This window comes from Pseudarthrobacter chlorophenolicus A6 (genome assembly GCF_000022025.1).
Lineage (GTDB): Bacteria > Actinomycetota > Actinomycetes > Actinomycetales > Micrococcaceae > Arthrobacter > Arthrobacter chlorophenolicus.
This window is the reverse complement of sequence record NC_011886.1, coordinates 3132966-3149880: the sequence shown is the minus strand read 5'-3', so window position 1 is coordinate 3149880 and position 16915 is coordinate 3132966. Positions and strand designations below refer to the sequence as shown.

The window sequence follows — 16915 nt, the reverse complement described above, 5'->3', positions numbered from 1 at the left end:
TACAGTCGTTGCATGACTGATACAGCTCTAGCCGGGGCGTCCGCGGATTCCGCTGCCTCCAAGCGACCCGCCCGCCCGTCCCGCCCCGCTGCAAAGCCGCACGGGCAGTGGAAGGTGGACGGCAAGACGCCCCTGAACGCCAACGAAACCTGGAAACAGGAAGACGACGGCCTCAACGTGCGCGAGCGTATCGAGACCATTTACGCCAAAGAGGGCTTCGACGCGATCCCCGGCCAGGACCTGCACGGCCGGTTCCGCTGGTGGGGCCTGTACACCCAGCGCAAGCCCGGGATCGACGGCGGCAAGACCGCAACCCTTGAGCCGCACGAGCTCGAAGACAAGTACTTCATGCTGCGCGTAAGGATCGACGGCGGCGCGCTCACCACCGAGCAGCTGCGCGTCATCGGCCATATCTCCGTTGACTTCGCCCGGGATTCCGCCGACCTCACCGACCGCCAGAACATCCAGCTGCACTGGATCCGGGTAGAGGACATCCCCGAGATCTGGAACCGCCTTGAAGGTGTTGGCCTGTCCACCACCGAGGCCTGCGGCGACGTGCCCCGCGTCATCCTGGGCTCGCCTGTTGCCGGCATCGCCAAGGACGAGATCATCGATCCCACCCCGCTGATCGCCGAGCTGGGGGAGCGGTTCATCGGCAACCCGCTGCTGTCCAACCTGCCCCGCAAGTACAAGACCGCCATCACCGGCCACCCCAGCCAGGACGTTGTCCACGAGATCAACGACTTTGCACTGGTGGGCGTGGAACACCCCGAACTGGGCATCGGCTACGACCTGTGGGCCGGCGGCGCGCTGTCCACCAACCCGATGCTGGGCAAGCGGCTCGGCGCCTTCGTCAAGCCTGACCAGGCCGCCGACGTGTGGCTCGGCGTCACCAGCATCTTCCGCGACTACGGTTACCGGCGCATGCGCACCAAGGCACGCCTGAAGTTCCTCATGGCCGACTGGGGCCCGGAGAAGTTCCGCCAGGTCCTGGAGGACGAATACCTGGGCTACAAACTGGCCGACGGTCCTGCCGCGCCCAAGCCCACCACCCCCGGCGACCACATCGGCGTGCATGAGCAGAAGGACGGCAAGTTCTTCATCGGCGCCACCCCGCTGGCCGGCCGGCTGTCCGGCGCCGCGCTGGTCAAGCTCGCCGACACCCTCGAGGCCCGCGGCTCCTACCGCCTGCGCACCACCCCGCACCAGAAACTTGTTGTCCTGGACGTCGAAAAGGACCAGGTGGAGCCGCTGGTGGCTGAACTGGACGAACTGGGCCTGTCCGCCCGCCCGTCCGTGTTCCGCCGCGGCACCATCGCCTGCACCGGCATCGAGTACTGCAAGCTGGCCATCGTGGAGACCAAGCACACGGCCGCCACCGCCGTGGCCGAGCTGGAACGCCGCCTGGCGGACCTTGCCACCTCTGGCGAGCTGCCGCAGGCACTGTCGCTGCACATCAACGGCTGCCCCAACTCCTGCGCCCGCATCCAGACCGCGGACATCGGCCTGAAGGGCATGATGCTTCCCACGCCCGACGGCGATCCCTCCCCGGGATTCCAGGTCCACCTGGGCGGCGGGCTGGCATCCAACGAACGCGGCGAGGCCGGCCTGGGCCGTACGGTCCGCGGGCTCAAGGTGTACGTTGACGACCTGCCCGACTACGTGGAACGCGTGGTCCGCACGTTCGTGGCCCAGCGTGCCGAAGGCCAGACCTTCGCTGAGTGGGCCCACGCAGCAGAAGAGGAGGCACTGCAGTGAGCAAGCACGCACTCGGAGTCGACCCCGTGGTTGCCCCGGCCGAAGCGGAAGCAGCGGTGGTTGAGCTTGTCGAAACCAAGGCCGCAGAAACTCCCGTGGCCACCAGCGCAACCACCAAGCGCTCCAAGGAAGAACTGAAGGCCCTGGCCGAATCCGGCGCCGCCGAGCTCGGCTGGGACGCCCCCGCCCGCGACGTCATCGCCTGGGTGGAGCGGAACTTCGACCTGCCCGCCGTCTCCGTGGCCTGCTCCATGGCTGACGCCGTCCTGCCTGCGCTGGTCGCGGACCAGATGCCCGGCGTCGACGTCCTGTTCCTGGAGACCGGCTACCACTTCCCGGAAACCTACGCCACGCGTGACGAGGTGGCGGCAAACCTCCGCGTCAACGTGGTGGACGTCCTCCCGGAAACCACCGTGGAGCAGCAGGACCGCCTGCTGGGCAAGGACCTTTTCGCCCGTGACGCCGCCCAGTGCTCTGCCCTCCGCAAGGTAGCGCCGCTGCAGCGCACCCTGGCCGGCTATGAACTCTGGTTCACCGGTGTCCGCCGCGATGAGGCCCCCACCCGCACCAACACGCCGCTGGTCACTTGGGATGACAAGAACGGCCTGGTCAAGGTCAACCCGATGGCTGCCTGGACCTTCGACCAGCTGGTCGAATACTCCGAAGACAACCTCCTGCCCGTCAACCCGCTGCTCGCCCAGGGATACCCCTCCATCGGCTGCCAGCCCTGCACCCGCAAGGTGGCGCCCGGCGAGGATCCCCGCGCCGGCCGCTGGGCGAACTCCGACAAGACAGAATGCGGACTACACGTATGAGCACATCACATGACACTTTGGTTTCTACAGGCTCAACCAGCGCTCCGGTGATTGAGCCTGTCGAAATCCCAACGCGACTCTCCAGCCTGGACACCCTCGAGTCCGAGGCCATCCACATCATCCGCGAGGTTGTTGCCGAGTTCGAGAAGCCCGCCCTGCTGTTCTCCGGCGGCAAGGACTCCGTGGTGATGCTGCACCTGGCCACCAAGGCCTTCTGGCCCGGCAAGGTCCCGTTCCCGGTGTTGCACGTGGACACCGGCCACAACTTCCCCGAGGTCATCGACTTCCGCGACCGCACCGTGGAGCGCCTGGGCCTGAAGCTCGTTGTCGGCTCCGTGCAGGAGTTCATCGACCGCGGCGAGCTTGCCGAGCGTGCCGACGGCACCCGCAACCCCCTGCAGACCGTTCCGCTGCTGGACGCCATCCAGCAGAACAAGTTCGACGCCGTGTTCGGCGGCGGCCGCCGCGACGAGGACAAGGCCCGCGCCAAGGAACGCATCCTGAGCCTGCGCGACGAGTTCGGCCAGTGGGACCCGCGCAACCAGCGCCCCGAGCTGTGGAACCTGTACAACGGCCGGCACACGGTGGGCCAGCACGTCCGTGCGTTCCCCATCAGCAACTGGACCGAGCTGGACATCTGGCGCTACATCGAGCGCGAGAACATCGAGCTCCCCGGCCTGTACTACGCCCACGAGCGCGCGGTCTTTGCCCGCGACGGCATGTGGCGCGCAGTGGGTGAAGTCTCCCAGCCGCGCGAGGGCGAGGACGTCATCACCAAGACTGTCCGCTACCGGACCGTGGGCGATATGTCCTGCACCGGCGCCGTTGAGTCCAACGCCTTCACCGTGTCCGACGTCGTGGTTGAAGTTGCGGCATCCACCCTGACCGAACGTGGCGCCACCCGCGCAGATGACCGCATCTCCGAGGCTGCCATGGAAGACCGCAAGAAGGACGGGTACTTCTAATGAGCACGATTTCGACAAGCTCAATCACCGAGGCAGACGAAACCCTGATTTCGGCAAGCTCGATCAACGAGAACCTTCCCACCACGCTCTTCCGCTTCGCCACCGCGGGATCGGTCGACGACGGCAAGTCCACCCTGGTGGGCCGCCTCCTTCACGATTCCAAGGCCATCCTCGCTGACACGCTCGACGCAGTGGCCCGCACGTCCGCGGACCGCGGCTTCGGCGGCGAAAAGGGCGGAATCGACCTCGCCCTGCTGACCGACGGCCTGCGTGCCGAGCGCGAACAGGGCATCACCATCGATGTGGCCTACCGCTACTTCGCCACTGACCGCCGCAGCTTCATCCTGGCGGACTGCCCCGGGCACGTTCAGTACACCAAGAACACGGTGACCGGCGCGTCCACCGCGGACGCCGTCGTCGTACTCATCGACGCCCGCAAGGGCGTGCTGGAGCAGACCCGCCGGCACCTGTCCGTGCTGCAGCTGCTGCGCGTGGCGCACGTGATCGTGGCCGTGAACAAGATCGACCTGGTGGACTTCAGCGAGTCCGTGTTCCGCGACATCGAAGCCGATGTGCAGCAGGTGGGCCGTGAGCTGGGCCTCGGTTCCGATGGAATCAGCGATCTGCTGGTGGTCCCGGTGTCCGCGCTCGACGGCGACAACGTGGTGGAGCGCTCGGAGCGCACCCCCTGGTACACGGGCCCGGCGCTGCTGGAGGTCCTGGAGACCCTGCCTGCCGCTGACGAGCTGGAAAGCCACCTGGAAAGCTTCCGCTTCCCGGTGCAGCTGGTGGTCCGGCCGCAGGGTGCGCTGGCTCCAGACGCCGTGGCAGCCGGCCTGGACGTGGAGGCCTACCGCGACTACCGTGCGTACGCCGGCCAGATCACCGAAGGCTCTGTGAAGGTGGGGGACCAGGTATCCGTGCTGACGCCGGGCCAGGCCCCGCGCACCACCACCGTGGTGGGCATCGACTTCGCCGGAAAGTCCCTGGAGGAAGCTGCTGCGCCGCAGTCCGTGGCCGTCCGCTTGGCTGACGAGTTCGACGTGGCCCGCGGTGACACCATCGCCGCTGCCGGCACCGTCCGTGAAGCCTCCGCGGACCTCTATGCTGCACTGTGCTGGCTGTCCCCGAAGCCGCTCCGCGAAGGCCAGAAGGTCCTGGTCAAGCACGGCACCCGCACCGTCCAGGCGCTGGTCCGGAGCGTCTCCGGCAAGCTGGACCTGGCCTCCTTCAAGCTCGAGGGCGCTTCGAGCCTGGAACTCAACGACATCGGCCACGCGCAGCTCCGGCTCGCGGCCCCGCTGCCGCTGGAAAACTACCTGCACCACCGCCGCACCGGCGCGTTCCTGGTGATCGACCCGCTGGACGGCAACACGCTGGCCGCCGGCCTGGTCAAGGACCACCCCGGCGACCACGAGGATGAGCGCTACAGCATCTAGCTGTCACCGAAATCGCTGGAACGCTGCGAAACCGCCGTACCTTTACGGCGTCCCCGCAGCGTTCCAGCGATTTCGCGTTTCCAGACCGCATCTGCAGGCATAGGCCCGGCACGGCACAAGCTGCGCCGGTGGTCAACGTTAAGGGCCGCTGACGCGCCAAAACCCGGTGACTGTGCGGCCGAATATGACGCTGCATGAACCCGCGTGACCCTCCGTTGAGGCTTCATTGAACGGCTTTCGGCCACTCCCTATGGTGAAACAATGACTAGTTCCAAGCCCGGGATGACCCGCATCGTGGCAGGCGAAAGCGCGGTTCCCAAGCGCAAGCGTGCCATCGAGGCCGCCCTGGCCATCGGGCTGGTCCTGCTGATCGCCGTCGGGGCCATTGTTGCTTCCAACATTTCCCGCAACACCGAGGCCCAGGCCGCCGAACCAACTCCGGCGGCCGCACTGAAGCTCGGCTACTTCGGCAACGTGACGCACGCTCCCGCACTGGTGGGCATCAAAAAGGGTTTCCTCGCAGAAGCCCTGGGCAGCACGCAGCTCAGCACCGAATCCTTCAACGCCGGCCCCGCCGCCATCGAGGCACTCAACGCCGGGGCCATCGACGCTGCCTACATCGGCCCCAACCCGGCCATCAACTCCTTCGTCAAGAGCTCCGGCCAGTCCGTGAAGGTCATCGCCGGCGCAGCCGCAGGCGGGGCCCAGCTGGTGGTCAAGCCGGGGATTAACTCCGCCGCTGACCTCAAGGGCAAGACCCTCGCCTCCCCGCAACTGGGCGGCACCCAGGACGTGGCCCTCCGCGCCTGGCTCGCGGACCAGGGGTACAAGACCAACGTGGACGGCAGCGGCGACGTCGCCATCAACCCCACGGACAACGCCCAGACCCTCAAGCTGTTCCAGGATGGAAAGCTCGACGGCGCCTGGTTGCCCGAGCCGTGGGCCTCACGCCTGGTGCTCCAGGCCGGCGCCAAGGTCCTGGTGGACGAGAAGGACCTTTGGGACGGGACCGGCACAGGCAAGCCCGGCGAATTCCCCACCACCATCCTGATCGTCAACCAGAAGTACGCCGCCGATCACCCGGATACCGTCAAGGCACTGCTGGCCGGCCACGCAAGGTCCGTGGCCTGGCTCAACGAAGCCCCGGAGGCCGAGAAGGCCGGTGTGATCAACGCGGGCCTGCAGGAGTCCGCCGGCGCCACGCTCGCCGACGACGTCCTGGCCCGCTCGCTGGCGAACATCACCTACACCCTGGACCCGCTGGCCGGAAGCTACCCCCGGCTGCTGCAGGACGGCGTTGAGGCAGGAACCACCAAGCAGGCCGACCTCAACGGGTTGTTCGACCTCCGGGCCCTCAACGAGGTTGCCGCCGCCACCGGCACCAGCAAGATTTCAGCAGCCGGCCTCGGCCAGGACTGAACCACCCCACTACCTAAGGACGGCACCATGCCAGTCGTACTGGAAAACCTGGGCAAGCGCTTCGGCGACGGCGCCCCGGTACTGGACGACGTCAACGCCAACATCGGGAGAGGCGAGTTCGTCGCCCTCCTCGGTGCGTCCGGCTGCGGCAAATCCACCCTGCTGAACATCATCGCCGGACTGGAAGCGCCGTCTTCGGGCGCCCTCGAAGTCCCCAGCGACGGCGCAGCCTTCATGTTCCAGGACGCCGCCCTGTTCCCCTGGCTGACGGCCCGCGAGAACATTGAGCTGGCCCTGAAACTGCGCGGCGTGGGCAAAGCCGACCGGCGCACCAAGGCACAGGAACTCCTGGAACTGGTCCACCTGGGTGCCGCAGGGGACAAGCGCCCGCACGAGCTGTCCGGCGGCATGCGCCAGCGTGTCTCGCTGGCCCGTTCACTTGCCCAGGACCGGCAGCTGCTGCTCATGGACGAGCCGTTCGCCGCCCTGGACGCCATTACCCGCGACCTGCTGCACGACGAACTGGAACGCATCTGGAAGGAAACCGGACGCACCATCGTCTTCGTCACCCACAACGTCCGCGAGGCCGTTCGGCTGGGACAGCGCGTCCTGCTGCTCTCCTCCCGCCCCGGCCGCGTGGTCCAGGAATGGGATGTCACCGAGGAACACCGAACCGACGCCGGGCTCGCCGGCCAGCTCACCGGGGTCATCACCGCCCGGCTGCGTGAGGAGATTCGCCGCCATGCCAAGTAACACCACACCCCTTGCCGAGACCGATCCGGTGGTTGAGCCAGTCGAAACCAAAAACACAGCCCACGTGCATGCCGCTTTGACGCGGACGTCCACCGGCAAGGAGGACCTGCGGGAGCTTGAGTCGGGGCTAGATTCACTGCAGTCGGATGCCGAGCGCAAGCACCGCATCGACTGGAGCCGCATCCTCCTGCCCGTGGCCGCGCTGCTGGTCCTGGTGCTCGTGTGGCAGTTCTACGTGTCCCTGGGCGTCAAGCGCCGCGACCTGGTCCCCGGCCCCCTCGACGTGGTGGGCCAGATGGGCGTTCTCTGGGGCGAAGGCAAGCTGCAGGAAGCCATGTGGACCTCGCTGCAGCGCGGGCTGGTGGGCTTCCTGATCTCAGTGGCTATTGCCACTCCGGTGGGGCTGCTGCTGGCCCAGGTTGCGCCGCTGCGCCGGGCCTTCGGGCCGCTGATTTCCGGCCTGCAGGTGCTGCCCTCCGTGGCCTGGGTTCCCGCGGCCATTATCTGGTTCGGCCTCACCGACGCCACCGTCTACTTCGTGGTGTTCATGGGTGCCATCCCCTCGATCATCAACGGGCTGATCTCCGGTGTGGACCAAATCCCGCCGCAGTTCCGCCGGGTGGGAACCGTCCTCGGCGCCAACCGGCTTCAGATGGCCCTTCAGGTGGTCCTGCCGGCCGCGCTGCCCGGCTACCTGGGCGGCCTCAAGCAGGGCTGGGCCTTCTCCTGGCGCTCCCTCATGGCCGCGGAAATCATCGCCGTGGGCGGCACCATCGGATTCGGCCTCGGCTCGCTGCTGGACCAGGGCCGTGCGCTGTCCGACATGACGGTCGTGATGTCCGCGATCCTGCTGATCCTGGGCGTCGGCATCCTGATCGAGCTGCTGGTCTTCGCGCCCATCGAGAAGCGCCTCCTGCGCCGCCGCGGCCTGCTGGCCGGCAGCACCCGCTGACCCCACCCCGGCACCAAACGCCCCGCACCTGGTGCGACTTTCAGGGCCCGACGGCGACTTCCCGCCGTCGGGCTCTGCTGGCTCCTGGCCCAATTGCGTGACTTTCGCGGCGCCCCGTTTCCCGCAACCCCGGAAACGTGCGGCCGGACTCTGCTGCGAAGCTCAAAAGTGACGCATTTGGGTCGCAGCTGGCCGGACTTGCCTGCGGGAAGAATGGCAGACTGGCGCCATGACCACCAGCTTCGTGTGCCGCACCGAGTCCCCGCTGCCAGTGGAGCAGCTGTTCGACAGGGCGCGCAGCATCGACCTGCACGTGGATTCCCAGCGGACCTCAGGGGAGCGGGCGGTGGGCGGAGTCACCCAGGGGCTGATCGGCGAAGGCGGGGAGGTTACCTGGCGCGCACGGCACTTCGGCGTCCCCCTCACCATGACCAGCCGGGTCACCCACCTGGACTTTCCCCACAGCTTCACGGACGTACAGGTGAAGGGCCCGTTCAAGGCCTTCCGGCACGTCCACGGCTTCGAAGCCAAGGCCACCGGCAGCATCATGACGGACCGGGTGGAGTTCAGTGCCCCGCTGGGAGTCTTGGGCCGCGCCGTCGAACGCTTCGTCCTTCGGCGCTATCTGGAGCGGCTCATCATTGACCGCGGCCGCTTCCTCGCGCGCGAGGGGCAGGACGGCGAGGGGCAGGACGGCAGCAGGCCCGACGGCGGCACTCACCGTATGTGACGCAGCGTTACCTTACGTGAACTGGTGTTGCTGAGCCTTTGTGGGCCATTGTGACGCAGCCCTACCGTTGATCCATGGCAATTCAGGATATTTACCCCACGGCGCTGCGGCTGCTCGGCCGCCCCGTGCTGGTGGTGGGCGGCGGACCCGTGGCCACCCGCCGCGCCAAGGGGCTGCTCGACGCCGGTGCCCTGGTCACCGTCGTGGCCCCGGTTGCCTCGCCCGCGCTGCAGGAGATGGCCGACGCCGGCCTGGTCACCTGGGAAGCGCGGCCCTACCGCTCCAGCGACGTGGACGGCGCCTGGTTCATCCAGACGGCCACCGGCGCTTCGGAGGTGGACGCCCAGGTGTCCGCCGACGCCGAGGCGCAGCGCGTCTGGTGCGTCAACGCCTCCGACCATGAAGCATCCGCCGCCTGGACGCCCGCCGTCGCCGTGGTTGATGACGTCAAGATCGCCGTGAACGCCGGGGGAGACCCGCGCCGCGCCATGGCCGTCCGCGACGCCGTCGCCACCGCCCTCGAAACCGGGGACCTTCCGCTGCGCCGCCGCCGCGCCCACCGCGGCTCCGTTGCCCTCGTGGGCGGGGGCCCCGGCGATACCGGGCTCATCACCGTCCGCGGCCGCCGGCTCCTGGGCCAGGCCGACGTCGTGGTGGCGGACCGCCTGGGACCGCGCGGACTTCTCAGCGAACTCGCCCCGGACGTCCGCGTCATCGAGGTCGGCAAGACCCCCGGCCACCACCCCGTTCCGCAGGCAGACATCAACCGCATCCTCGTCGAAGAAGCCCTGAAGGGCCACCGGGTGGTCCGGCTCAAGGGCGGCGACCCGTACGTCCTGGGCCGCGGCGGCGAAGAAGCAGAACACTGCCGCCGGCACGGCGTCGAGGTTGAGGTGGTTTCCGGCGTCACGTCTGCCATCTCGGTACCCGCCGCCGCAGGTATTCCCGTCACGCACCGCGGCCTCGCCAAGGGCTTCAGCGTGGTCACTGGCCACGAGGAACTCTCCGAGGTCCCGGCCCGCGCAGACCACACGATCGTCCTGCTCATGGGAGTCGGCCAGCTGCGGGAATCCGCGTCAGCGCTCGGCGAAGCCGGACTGCCCGCCGGGACCCCTGTTGGTATCGTGGAAAACGGCTACTTGCCGGACCAGCGTGTCACCATCGGAACGCTCGGTTCCATTGCGGACCAGGCCGAAGCCGCCGGCGTCGCGAATCCCGCAGTGATTGTCATTGGTGACGTGGTGCGCGTGAGCCCGTTCGCGCCGTCGCACTTCAAAACCGCTGACTACAGCACCACCAGCCCCAACCAGCCCCGCAAGACCGTCGTCACCACCTGAAACCCATCGATTGCTCCGTACTTGTCGTTATGAGCGTTCTAAACGACAAGTACTCAGCAATCGATGCAGAAGAAAAGGAACACAGCCGTGTCATCTAGCACCACCGTAGGCTCTGCCGAGCGTCCGCTGCGCGTCGCCGTCGTGGGTTCCGGCCCGGCCGGCGTCTACGCCGCAGATATCCTCACCAAGAGCGAGGCCGTCAAGAGCGGCGAGCTGACCGTGAGCATCGACCTTTTTGACCGCTACCCGGCTCCCTACGGCCTGATCCGCTACGGCGTGGCCCCGGACCACCCCCGCATCAAGGGCATCGTCAACGCCCTGCACAAGGTGCTGGACCGCGGTGACATCCGGTTCTTCGGCAACGTGGACTACGGCACGGACCTCACCATCGAGGACCTCCGCACCCACTACGACGCCGTCATCTTCGCCACCGGCGCCATCAAGGATGCCGACCTGAACATCCCCGGCATCGAACTGGACGGCTCCTACGGCGGCGCGGACTTCGTGTCCTGGTACGACGGCCACCCGGATGTCTCCCGTGAATGGCCGCTGGAGGCCAAGGAAATCGCCGTGCTCGGCAACGGCAACGTGGCCCTGGACGTGGCCCGCGTCCTGTCCAAGCACGCCGACGACCTGCTGGTTTCCGAGATCCCGGACAACGTTTACGCCGGCCTGAAGAACTCTCCGGTCACCGACGTACACGTGTTCGGCCGCCGCGGCCCCGCCCAGGTGAAGTTCACCCCGCTGGAACTCCGCGAGCTGTCCCACTCCAAGGACGTGGACATCATCCTGTACCCGGAGGACTTCGAGTTCGACGAGGAATCGGACCGCCAGATCCAGACGAACAACCAGACGAAGACCATGGTGGGTACGCTCACCAACTGGATCGCCGAGCAGCCTGAGGACGTCTCCGAGCTCAAGGCTTCCCGCCGCCTGCACCTGCACTTCCTGCACAGCCCGGTGGAGATCTACGACGACGCCGATGCCCCCGGCAAGGTGGCCGGCATCAAGTTCGAGCGCACCGAACTGGACGGCACGGGCAACGCCCGCGGCACCGGCGAGTTCGTGGACTACCCGGTCCAGGCCGTGTACCGCGCCATCGGCTACTTCGGTTCGGCGCTGCCGGACGTGGAGTTCGACCACAAGAAGGGCGTTGTGACGAACGACGGCGGACGCGTCCTGGATGCCGACGGCAACCACGTGCCGGGCATCTACGCCACCGGCTGGATCAAGCGCGGACCTGTGGGCCTGATCGGCCACACCAAGGGCGACGCCCTGGAGACCGTGACCTACCTCCTCGAAGACCGCGAAAACCTGCCCGTAGCCGCGGCACCTGCTGAGGACGCCGTCGTCGAACTCCTGGACGCCCGCGGCGTGAAGTTCACCAGCTGGGAAGGCTGGCTGGCCCTGGACGCCCACGAGCTCGCCCTCGGTGCCGCAGCCACCGAGGCCGGCGGATCGCACGGTGTTGAGGTCAAGCGGGAGCGCATCAAGGTGGTGCCGCGCGAGGACATGGTTGCCATTTCCCGCGACGGCGTCGCAGCACAGGTCTAAGCCCGTCCAAAGGCCCGCGGAACCCACCGGTTCCGTGGGCCTTTGCCGTTAAGCGCCCCTTACCCCTGTTGGGCTATTTTCCTGCCCCGCCCGCCGCCATCAGTTCCAACCGGCGGAGCGTCTCCCGGTTGCGGGCGGAGATGGCGGCATTCCGAAGGACCTTCGGTACCAGCTTGCCCGGTCCGCGGATGGCATCCTCAGCGATGGTCACGCGGCAGCCGTCCCCTGCCTCCTCAATGGTGATCTCCACCTTGGCCTCGCCCATGGGCCAGCCGCGGGCCACCAGTTCCAGCGACCGCCCGGGCTCCATTGCGGACACCCGTGAGCTGTCATCGATCACCAGCGGCCAGGCGCCCACGGAGTGGTGCAGCCGGGAGCCCACCTGTGGCCACTCGGCGTCCACGTCCCGGATGCGTGACGCGCCAACCACCCAGCCGGAATACAGCCAGCCGTCGGCGATGACCCGCCATACGTCGGCGGGCGGGGAGCTGAAGTGCTGCGAAACGGTGGACATGGCGTTCCTTCCGGTTGCGGGGGCGTTGGCGGTGCGGTGCGTGGGCCGTTCCGGCCGCCCGCCGGGACGGTGTACGACGGCGGGAGGTGGAGTCCGCTGGGCAGCGCGGTATGAGGGCTTCCGCAGGCGCCGGGTCCACGCGTAGGCCTGTGCCCCCGGCGGCTGGTTTCCGAGCGGATCGAACCGCAGGGGAGTGTCAGCTGGATGGGGCCCGGCGTATAACCGCAGCTCTCCGCACTCCCGCCACCGCCCGGACGGGGTGGCCCAGTGCAGGCCGAGGACCCACTCGCCGGACGCGAGGGATCCGGGCGGGAGGCTGCGGGTGCACAGGCCCAGGAGGACAGGGCCCTGCCGGCCCCGGTAGGGCATCAGCGTGGTCATGGTGGCGCCGGCAACGTCCAGCCGCGGCCGCAGCAGGAAACGCCCGGGCACCCGCCACCCGGTGGAGGCGAACAGGACATCCGCCGGGCCGGGAGGGGAGTCGCCGGCAGCGGAAGGGGTGACCCTCAGCGCCAGCCCCAGGATGTCTGGCAGCGTCTGGGGCAGGCCCAGCGAGCGGGAGAAACGGGCCTCCACGGCATCCACTCCGGCGTTGTCGAGCCAGTCGATGCCGCTCGGCGCCGCCGGGTTGCCGGTTCGGGTGAGCTCTCCGGACAGTCCGAGCCCGTGCGGATGGATGGGCCGTTCCGGGCGGGCAACCTTCAGGAGCCGGAACAGGGCGGCGAACGCCTGCCCGGCGCTGCGTGTGGCGGCAGGTACGCCGCCCGGGTGCTGGGTCATAGTTACTCCCTACCCATAATCGCGCAGGCTACATGTGTCCGAACCGGGCCCGGATGAGGGCGAAAATCCCGTACGCGATGAAGCCGGCACCGATGGCCACCAGCAGGTAGGGGCCGAAGGGGTGCTCGCGCAGGGCCTGGAGGCTTCCGTCCAGGCCGGTGGACTCCTCCGGGCTGTGCTTCGCTGCGGCGATGATGAACAGCAGCCCGGTGAGGCCCAGGGCGATGCCTTTGGCGATGTGCCCCACCACGCCAAGGCTGTCAACGATCCTGCCGCGCCTGGTCCCGTTGAAGTGGAAGAGTTCCTCCTTCTTGAAGCCGCGGGTGATTCCCTTGACCACGAAGTAGACGCCGATCCCGATGATCGTCAGCCCCAACGCCACGAGCACCCACGGTCCCAGCGGGTGGCCCATCAGTGCTGCGCTGAAGTCCCGGGTACTGTCCCCGGAGTCCCCGCGGAGCCCTACGGCGAAGCCGGCAAAGCTGAGCCCCACGCTGCCGTAGGCGATGGCCAGGAAGCCGGAGGACACCAGCTTCGCCACGCGTTCCTTGCGTGGCTCACCACGCATCCGGAGGGTGGCCTCGCTGGCCTGCCACAGCGACAGTCCGGTGCAGGCCGCAACGCAGGCCCACATGACAGCCGGGCCCCAGGGGTTGGCGGCCAGCTGCTCGATGGCTCCGGTGGCGTCGGCCTGGCCGGGCTGGCCGAAGGCAATGGCAACGGCGATGGCCCCCACGATCACATGCAGCAGGGCCATGACCGCGAAGCCAAGCCGGGCCAGGACGTCCAGGACTTTGTGGTTCGACGCTTCCTCGACGGCGTCTGCCGCCTGGCTGAGCGTGGATTCGCCATCGGACACAGGTCAGCCGTTCATGGGCCCTTCGGCGCGCAGTTTCTCCGCACCGGGTCCTTCGACGTGGACAGTGCAGCGGACCACCAGGCGTCCCGGCGCGTTGTCCAGCTCCACCAGGGAATCGTTGCCGCTGAGGACCGTGAAGACTTCCGAGCCTGCCACCACGTCCACGTGCTTGGCCTGCGCGGTCTCGCGCGCGTTCCGGAGCGCCTCGTCCTGAAGCCCGCCAACGTACGTGCCATCACCTTCGCGGGCCGGGTCCCCGAAGGCCCAGCCGAACAATGTCCCTGTATTTCCCATGGACACGATATTACGCGTTCCGGCCGGCAGGGACGGGCTTTCGTAACATTAGTAAGTGTGCTTACCATAGGCGGACAGTGGCCATCGTCGGGCCACGGAAAGCCAAGGCCGCTCCGGCGGCAGCTCGGAACCGGTTCAACGTTAGGAATGTACAACATGGCAGGAAACCTCATTGCCCGGTCAGTCCACGATCTGACGGCAGCAGCATGGTTCGGCGGCTCACTGATGGGCGCCATCGGATTGAACGGCGCGGCAGCGGAAGCAAAGGATCCCTCCGAACGCACCCGGCTTTCTAGCGCGGGCTGGATGCGTTGGGCTCCGGTCCAGACGGCAGCGTTCGCCACGCACCTCGCCGCCGACCTCGCCATCGCCTTCGAGAACAAGGGCCGCATCGCCAAGCAGGACGGCGTTGCCCGGGACACGGTTATCAAGACCGCCGTGACCGTGGCGGGCGCGGCCGTCACCCTCTACTCCGGAATCTTGGGCAAGAAGGTGGAGAAGCTTGCCGCCGAGGGAGGCGAAGGAGCAACTGAACCGCGGCCCGGCGCCTCCGATGAACTGAAGGCCGCGCAGCAGCAGCTCAAGGCACTCCAGTGGGTCATCCCCGCCTTCGCGGGTGCAGTGATTGTCCTGGGCGCCAAGCACGGTGAAATGCAGCGGCCCAAGAACGTCTTCGCCGGCCTGCAGCGCTGACCGCGGCTTTGCTTGCCCGCTGAAGCGGCCAAGGCCTACGACGGCGGCCCCGCACCTTTCACGCGAAAGGTGCGGGGCCGCCGTCGTAATTTACGGGCTACTTCGCCGCGGTTTCGGCAACCATCGGATCCCGGCCGGCGCCCTGCGGGTCCTCGGTGGTCCAGACCTTGATGATGGCCCAGGCGACGGCCGTGATGGGTACGGCCAGGACCGCGCCAACAATGCCGGCCAGGAGGGTGCCCGCGGTGAGGGCAAGAAGGATGACCAGTGCATGCAGTTGCAGGGACTTGCCCATGACCACCGGCTGAAGCAGGTTGCCCTCAAGCTGGTTGACGGCCACCACCACGGCCACCACGATCAGCGCCACCACCGGGCCGTTCGCCACCAGGGCTACCAGCGCTGCGAGGATGCCTGCCATGGTGGCACCAACAATCGGAATGAACGCGCCGATGAACACCACCATGGCAAGGGGCAGTGCCAGCGGAACCTGGAGGATCAGCAGTGCGGCGCCGATGCCCACTGTGTCCACCAGGGCAACGATCGCGGTGCCGCGGACATAGCCGCCCAGCACTTCCTGGCTGCGCGTACCAACACGGCGCAGGCGGCTGGCGCGATCGCCCGTGAAGGGGCTGATCAGGAAGCTCCAGATCCGCTCACCGTCCTTGAGGAAAAAGAACAGGATGACCACCAGGAGCACGGCCCCGGTCAGGAATTCCGTCACCACGGACAGGCCGGTAATGGCGCCGGAGCGGGCCTGGCTGCTGGTGGCAAAGTCAACGATCGCGTTCCGGGCAGCATCGATTTGCGCCTCGTCAATCTGCAGCGGCCCGCTTTGAAGGAAGCTTTGCAGCTGGTCCAGCCCCGAACTGGCTTGCTGGACCAGGTCGTCCCATTGGCTCCGGACCGAGAAATAGATGACAGTGAAAACCCCGCCCAGGACGACCAGCAGCGACACGAAAGCGATGACGGTGGCTAGTGCGTCGTTGATGCCGCGCCTTTTGAGGACGTTCACGAACGGGCTGATGGCAGCGGCCAGGATCAAGGCGATCAGCATGGGGATCACCAGCAGCTTGACCTGCAGGAGTGCGAAGACCGCTACTACCGACACCGCGAGGATGAGCAGTGTCTGGGCCGCGCGGATACCCACCCGGCCGTAGCCGTCACCCCACAGCTGCTGCGGGGTTTTGCTGCCGCCCTCCGGGACGGTGGCAGTTCCATGCTCGGAACATGTGCGGCGGGGATGGCGGGAGAACAGGGCCATGGCAAGGGTCCTCAGGGTTTAGCGAACTCCACCGGAACACGGTGGAAGAGGGGAGCTGGGTCAGCTAGTAAGCCTACTGACCGGTCCGGCCCAGGCGAAACGGGCTGCCTACGACGTGAGCCATTCGGCGCAGGAGTTCAGGTTCCGGTTGACGGTGGCCACCGCGGCGTCGGCGTCCCCGCGCTCGATCGCATCCACCAGGATGCCGTGCCCCTCGAGGGGAAGCCCGTCGAACCCCGGCCGCTTCTGCTGCGCCAGGAGGTCCTGGTGCAGGGCCGGGCCAAAGCTGACGTACAGCTCATGCAGCAGGGGATTGCCGGACGCCCGGGCCACCCGCGCGTGGAAGCCCCAGTCTGCCGTGGCCCAGGCTTGGCAGTCGCCGCTGCGCCAGGCCTGGTCCCGGGCGGTGAGGAGCGCCCGGAGTGCCGTGACGTCGTCGGCTGTGGCGTGCTTGGCGGCGAGCCGGGCCGCCTGGGTGTCCAGGCCCAGCCGTACCTCCAGGATGTGCTCGGCGGTGTGGTCCTGGAACAGCCGGCGGGCGGCGCCGGAAATCTCGCTGGTGGCGCGCACATACGTTCCATCGCCCCGCCGGACCTCCAGCATGCCGCTGTGCGCCAGCGCCTTGACTGCCTCGCGGAGCGTGCCGCGGGAAACGCCCAGGCGGGCTATGAGCTCGGATTCGGAGGGGATCCGCTGCTGGAGCGGCCACTCACCGGAGTGGATCATGGCGCGCAGTTTGGCGGTGACCTCGTCCGCAAGCGGCGGACGGGCGGACGGGCTAAGGCTCATGGC

General features: G+C 67.8%; 16 protein-coding genes. 11 read left to right on the top strand and 5 right to left on the bottom strand.

What is annotated here, in order from left to right; translation table 11 throughout:
* Positions 1–12: 12 nt before the first annotated feature.
* From ACHL_RS14250 to ACHL_RS14205, 10 genes are all read left to right on the top strand, one after another.
* Entirely contained in the window at positions 13–1758 is a 1746-nt protein-coding gene (locus ACHL_RS14250) for a nitrite/sulfite reductase (RefSeq protein ID WP_015937981.1), read from the top strand.
* Positions 1755–2573 carry a phosphoadenylyl-sulfate reductase gene (locus ACHL_RS14245; protein ID WP_015937980.1) on the top strand — a complete coding sequence of 273 codons (819 nt, stop codon included), beginning with the start codon at positions 1755–1757 and terminating at the stop codon, positions 2571–2573. The genes ACHL_RS14250 and ACHL_RS14245 overlap by 4 nt, the downstream gene beginning before the upstream one ends.
* Complete coding sequence (gene cysD / locus ACHL_RS14240; protein ID WP_015937979.1) at positions 2570–3538, top strand: sulfate adenylyltransferase subunit CysD; 969 nt, start codon at positions 2570–2572, stop codon at positions 3536–3538. The genes ACHL_RS14245 and cysD overlap by 4 nt, the downstream gene beginning before the upstream one ends.
* Entirely contained in the window at positions 3538–4977 is a 1440-nt protein-coding gene (locus ACHL_RS14235) for a sulfate adenylyltransferase subunit 1 (protein WP_015937978.1), read from the top strand. The genes cysD and ACHL_RS14235 overlap by 1 nt, the downstream gene beginning before the upstream one ends.
* Before the next feature lie 282 nt (positions 4978–5259).
* Positions 5260–6396 (top strand): ABC transporter substrate-binding protein, encoded by a 1137-nt coding sequence (locus ACHL_RS14230; RefSeq protein ID WP_043794088.1) that lies wholly within the window; start codon positions 5260–5262, stop codon positions 6394–6396.
* 27 nt (positions 6397–6423) lie between these two features.
* Positions 6424–7149, top strand: a complete 726-nt coding sequence (locus ACHL_RS14225) for an ABC transporter ATP-binding protein (RefSeq protein ID WP_015937976.1) — start codon at positions 6424–6426, stop codon at positions 7147–7149.
* Complete coding sequence (locus ACHL_RS14220; RefSeq protein WP_015937975.1) at positions 7139–8101, top strand: ABC transporter permease; 963 nt, start codon at positions 7139–7141, stop codon at positions 8099–8101. The genes ACHL_RS14225 and ACHL_RS14220 overlap by 11 nt, the downstream gene beginning before the upstream one ends.
* Positions 8102–8330: 229 nt before the next feature.
* A complete protein-coding gene (locus ACHL_RS14215) occupies positions 8331–8831 on the top strand; it encodes an SRPBCC family protein (RefSeq protein WP_015937974.1) in 501 nt (166 codons plus the stop codon).
* Positions 8832–8905: 74 nt separating this feature from the next.
* Positions 8906–10168, top strand: a complete 1263-nt coding sequence (gene cobA, locus ACHL_RS14210; RefSeq protein ID WP_015937973.1) for a uroporphyrinogen-III C-methyltransferase — start codon at positions 8906–8908, stop codon at positions 10166–10168.
* An 87-nt stretch (positions 10169–10255) separates the two neighbouring features.
* Entirely contained in the window at positions 10256–11722 is a 1467-nt protein-coding gene (locus tag ACHL_RS14205; protein WP_015937972.1) for an FAD-dependent oxidoreductase, read from the top strand.
* Between the two features lie 73 nt (positions 11723–11795).
* On the opposite strand, the gene ACHL_RS24730 is transcribed toward ACHL_RS14205, so the two are convergent.
* From ACHL_RS24730 to ACHL_RS14185, 3 genes are read right to left on the bottom strand one after another with little or no spacing between them, the layout of a single operon-like run.
* A complete protein-coding gene (locus tag ACHL_RS24730) occupies positions 11796–13016 on the bottom strand; it encodes an SRPBCC family protein (RefSeq protein ID WP_015937971.1) in 1221 nt (406 codons plus the stop codon).
* A gap of 28 nt (positions 13017–13044) precedes the next feature.
* Positions 13045–13875: a DUF1206 domain-containing protein gene (locus ACHL_RS14190; RefSeq protein ID WP_015937970.1), complete on the bottom strand. Its 831-nt coding sequence runs from the start codon at positions 13873–13875 to the stop codon at positions 13045–13047.
* A gap of 3 nt (positions 13876–13878) precedes the next feature.
* Complete coding sequence (locus ACHL_RS14185; protein WP_015937969.1) at positions 13879–14169, bottom strand: hypothetical protein; 291 nt, start codon at positions 14167–14169, stop codon at positions 13879–13881.
* Positions 14170–14325: 156 nt separating this feature from the next.
* Here ACHL_RS14185 and ACHL_RS14180 point away from each other — a divergent pair, with 156 nt between their 5' ends.
* Positions 14326–14862: a hypothetical protein gene (locus ACHL_RS14180; RefSeq protein WP_015937968.1), complete on the top strand. Its 537-nt coding sequence runs from the start codon at positions 14326–14328 to the stop codon at positions 14860–14862.
* Positions 14863–14959: 97 nt separating this feature from the next.
* Here the strand turns inward: ACHL_RS14180 and ACHL_RS14175 are convergent, their stop codons facing one another.
* Complete coding sequence (locus tag ACHL_RS14175; protein WP_015937967.1) at positions 14960–16123, bottom strand: AI-2E family transporter; 1164 nt, start codon at positions 16121–16123, stop codon at positions 14960–14962.
* A gap of 108 nt (positions 16124–16231) precedes the next feature.
* Complete coding sequence (locus tag ACHL_RS14170; RefSeq protein WP_015937966.1) at positions 16232–16912, bottom strand: FadR/GntR family transcriptional regulator; 681 nt, start codon at positions 16910–16912, stop codon at positions 16232–16234.
* Positions 16913–16915: the final 3 nt, after the last annotated feature.

Excerpts from the sequence above, each read along its gene's own strand:
- ACHL_RS14215 (WP_015937974.1), top strand. The coding sequence starts at position 8,331 with ATGACCACCAGCTTCGTGTGCCGCACCGAGTCCCCGCTGCCAGTGGAG.
- cobA (WP_015937973.1), top strand. The coding sequence starts at position 8,906 with ATGGCAATTCAGGATATTTACCCCACGGCGCTGCGGCTGCTCGGCCGC.
- cysD (WP_015937979.1), top strand. The coding sequence starts at position 2,570 with ATGAGCACATCACATGACACTTTGGTTTCTACAGGCTCAACCAGCGCT.
- ACHL_RS14175 (WP_015937967.1), bottom strand. The coding sequence starts at position 16,123 with ATGGCCCTGTTCTCCCGCCATCCCCGCCGCACATGTTCCGAGCATGGA.
- ACHL_RS14225 (WP_015937976.1), top strand. The coding sequence starts at position 6,424 with ATGCCAGTCGTACTGGAAAACCTGGGCAAGCGCTTCGGCGACGGCGCC.
- ACHL_RS14230 (WP_043794088.1), top strand. The coding sequence starts at position 5,260 with ATGACCCGCATCGTGGCAGGCGAAAGCGCGGTTCCCAAGCGCAAGCGT.
- ACHL_RS14170 (WP_015937966.1), bottom strand. The coding sequence starts at position 16,912 with ATGAGCCTTAGCCCGTCCGCCCGTCCGCCGCTTGCGGACGAGGTCACC.
- ACHL_RS14185 (WP_015937969.1), bottom strand. The coding sequence starts at position 14,169 with ATGGGAAATACAGGGACATTGTTCGGCTGGGCCTTCGGGGACCCGGCC.
- ACHL_RS14250 (WP_015937981.1), top strand. The coding sequence starts at position 13 with ATGACTGATACAGCTCTAGCCGGGGCGTCCGCGGATTCCGCTGCCTCC.
- ACHL_RS14220 (WP_015937975.1), top strand. The coding sequence starts at position 7,139 with ATGCCAAGTAACACCACACCCCTTGCCGAGACCGATCCGGTGGTTGAG.
- ACHL_RS14235 (WP_015937978.1), top strand. The coding sequence starts at position 3,538 with ATGAGCACGATTTCGACAAGCTCAATCACCGAGGCAGACGAAACCCTG.
- ACHL_RS24730 (WP_015937971.1), bottom strand. The coding sequence starts at position 13,016 with ATGACCCAGCACCCGGGCGGCGTACCTGCCGCCACACGCAGCGCCGGG.
- ACHL_RS14180 (WP_015937968.1), top strand. The coding sequence starts at position 14,326 with ATGGCAGGAAACCTCATTGCCCGGTCAGTCCACGATCTGACGGCAGCA.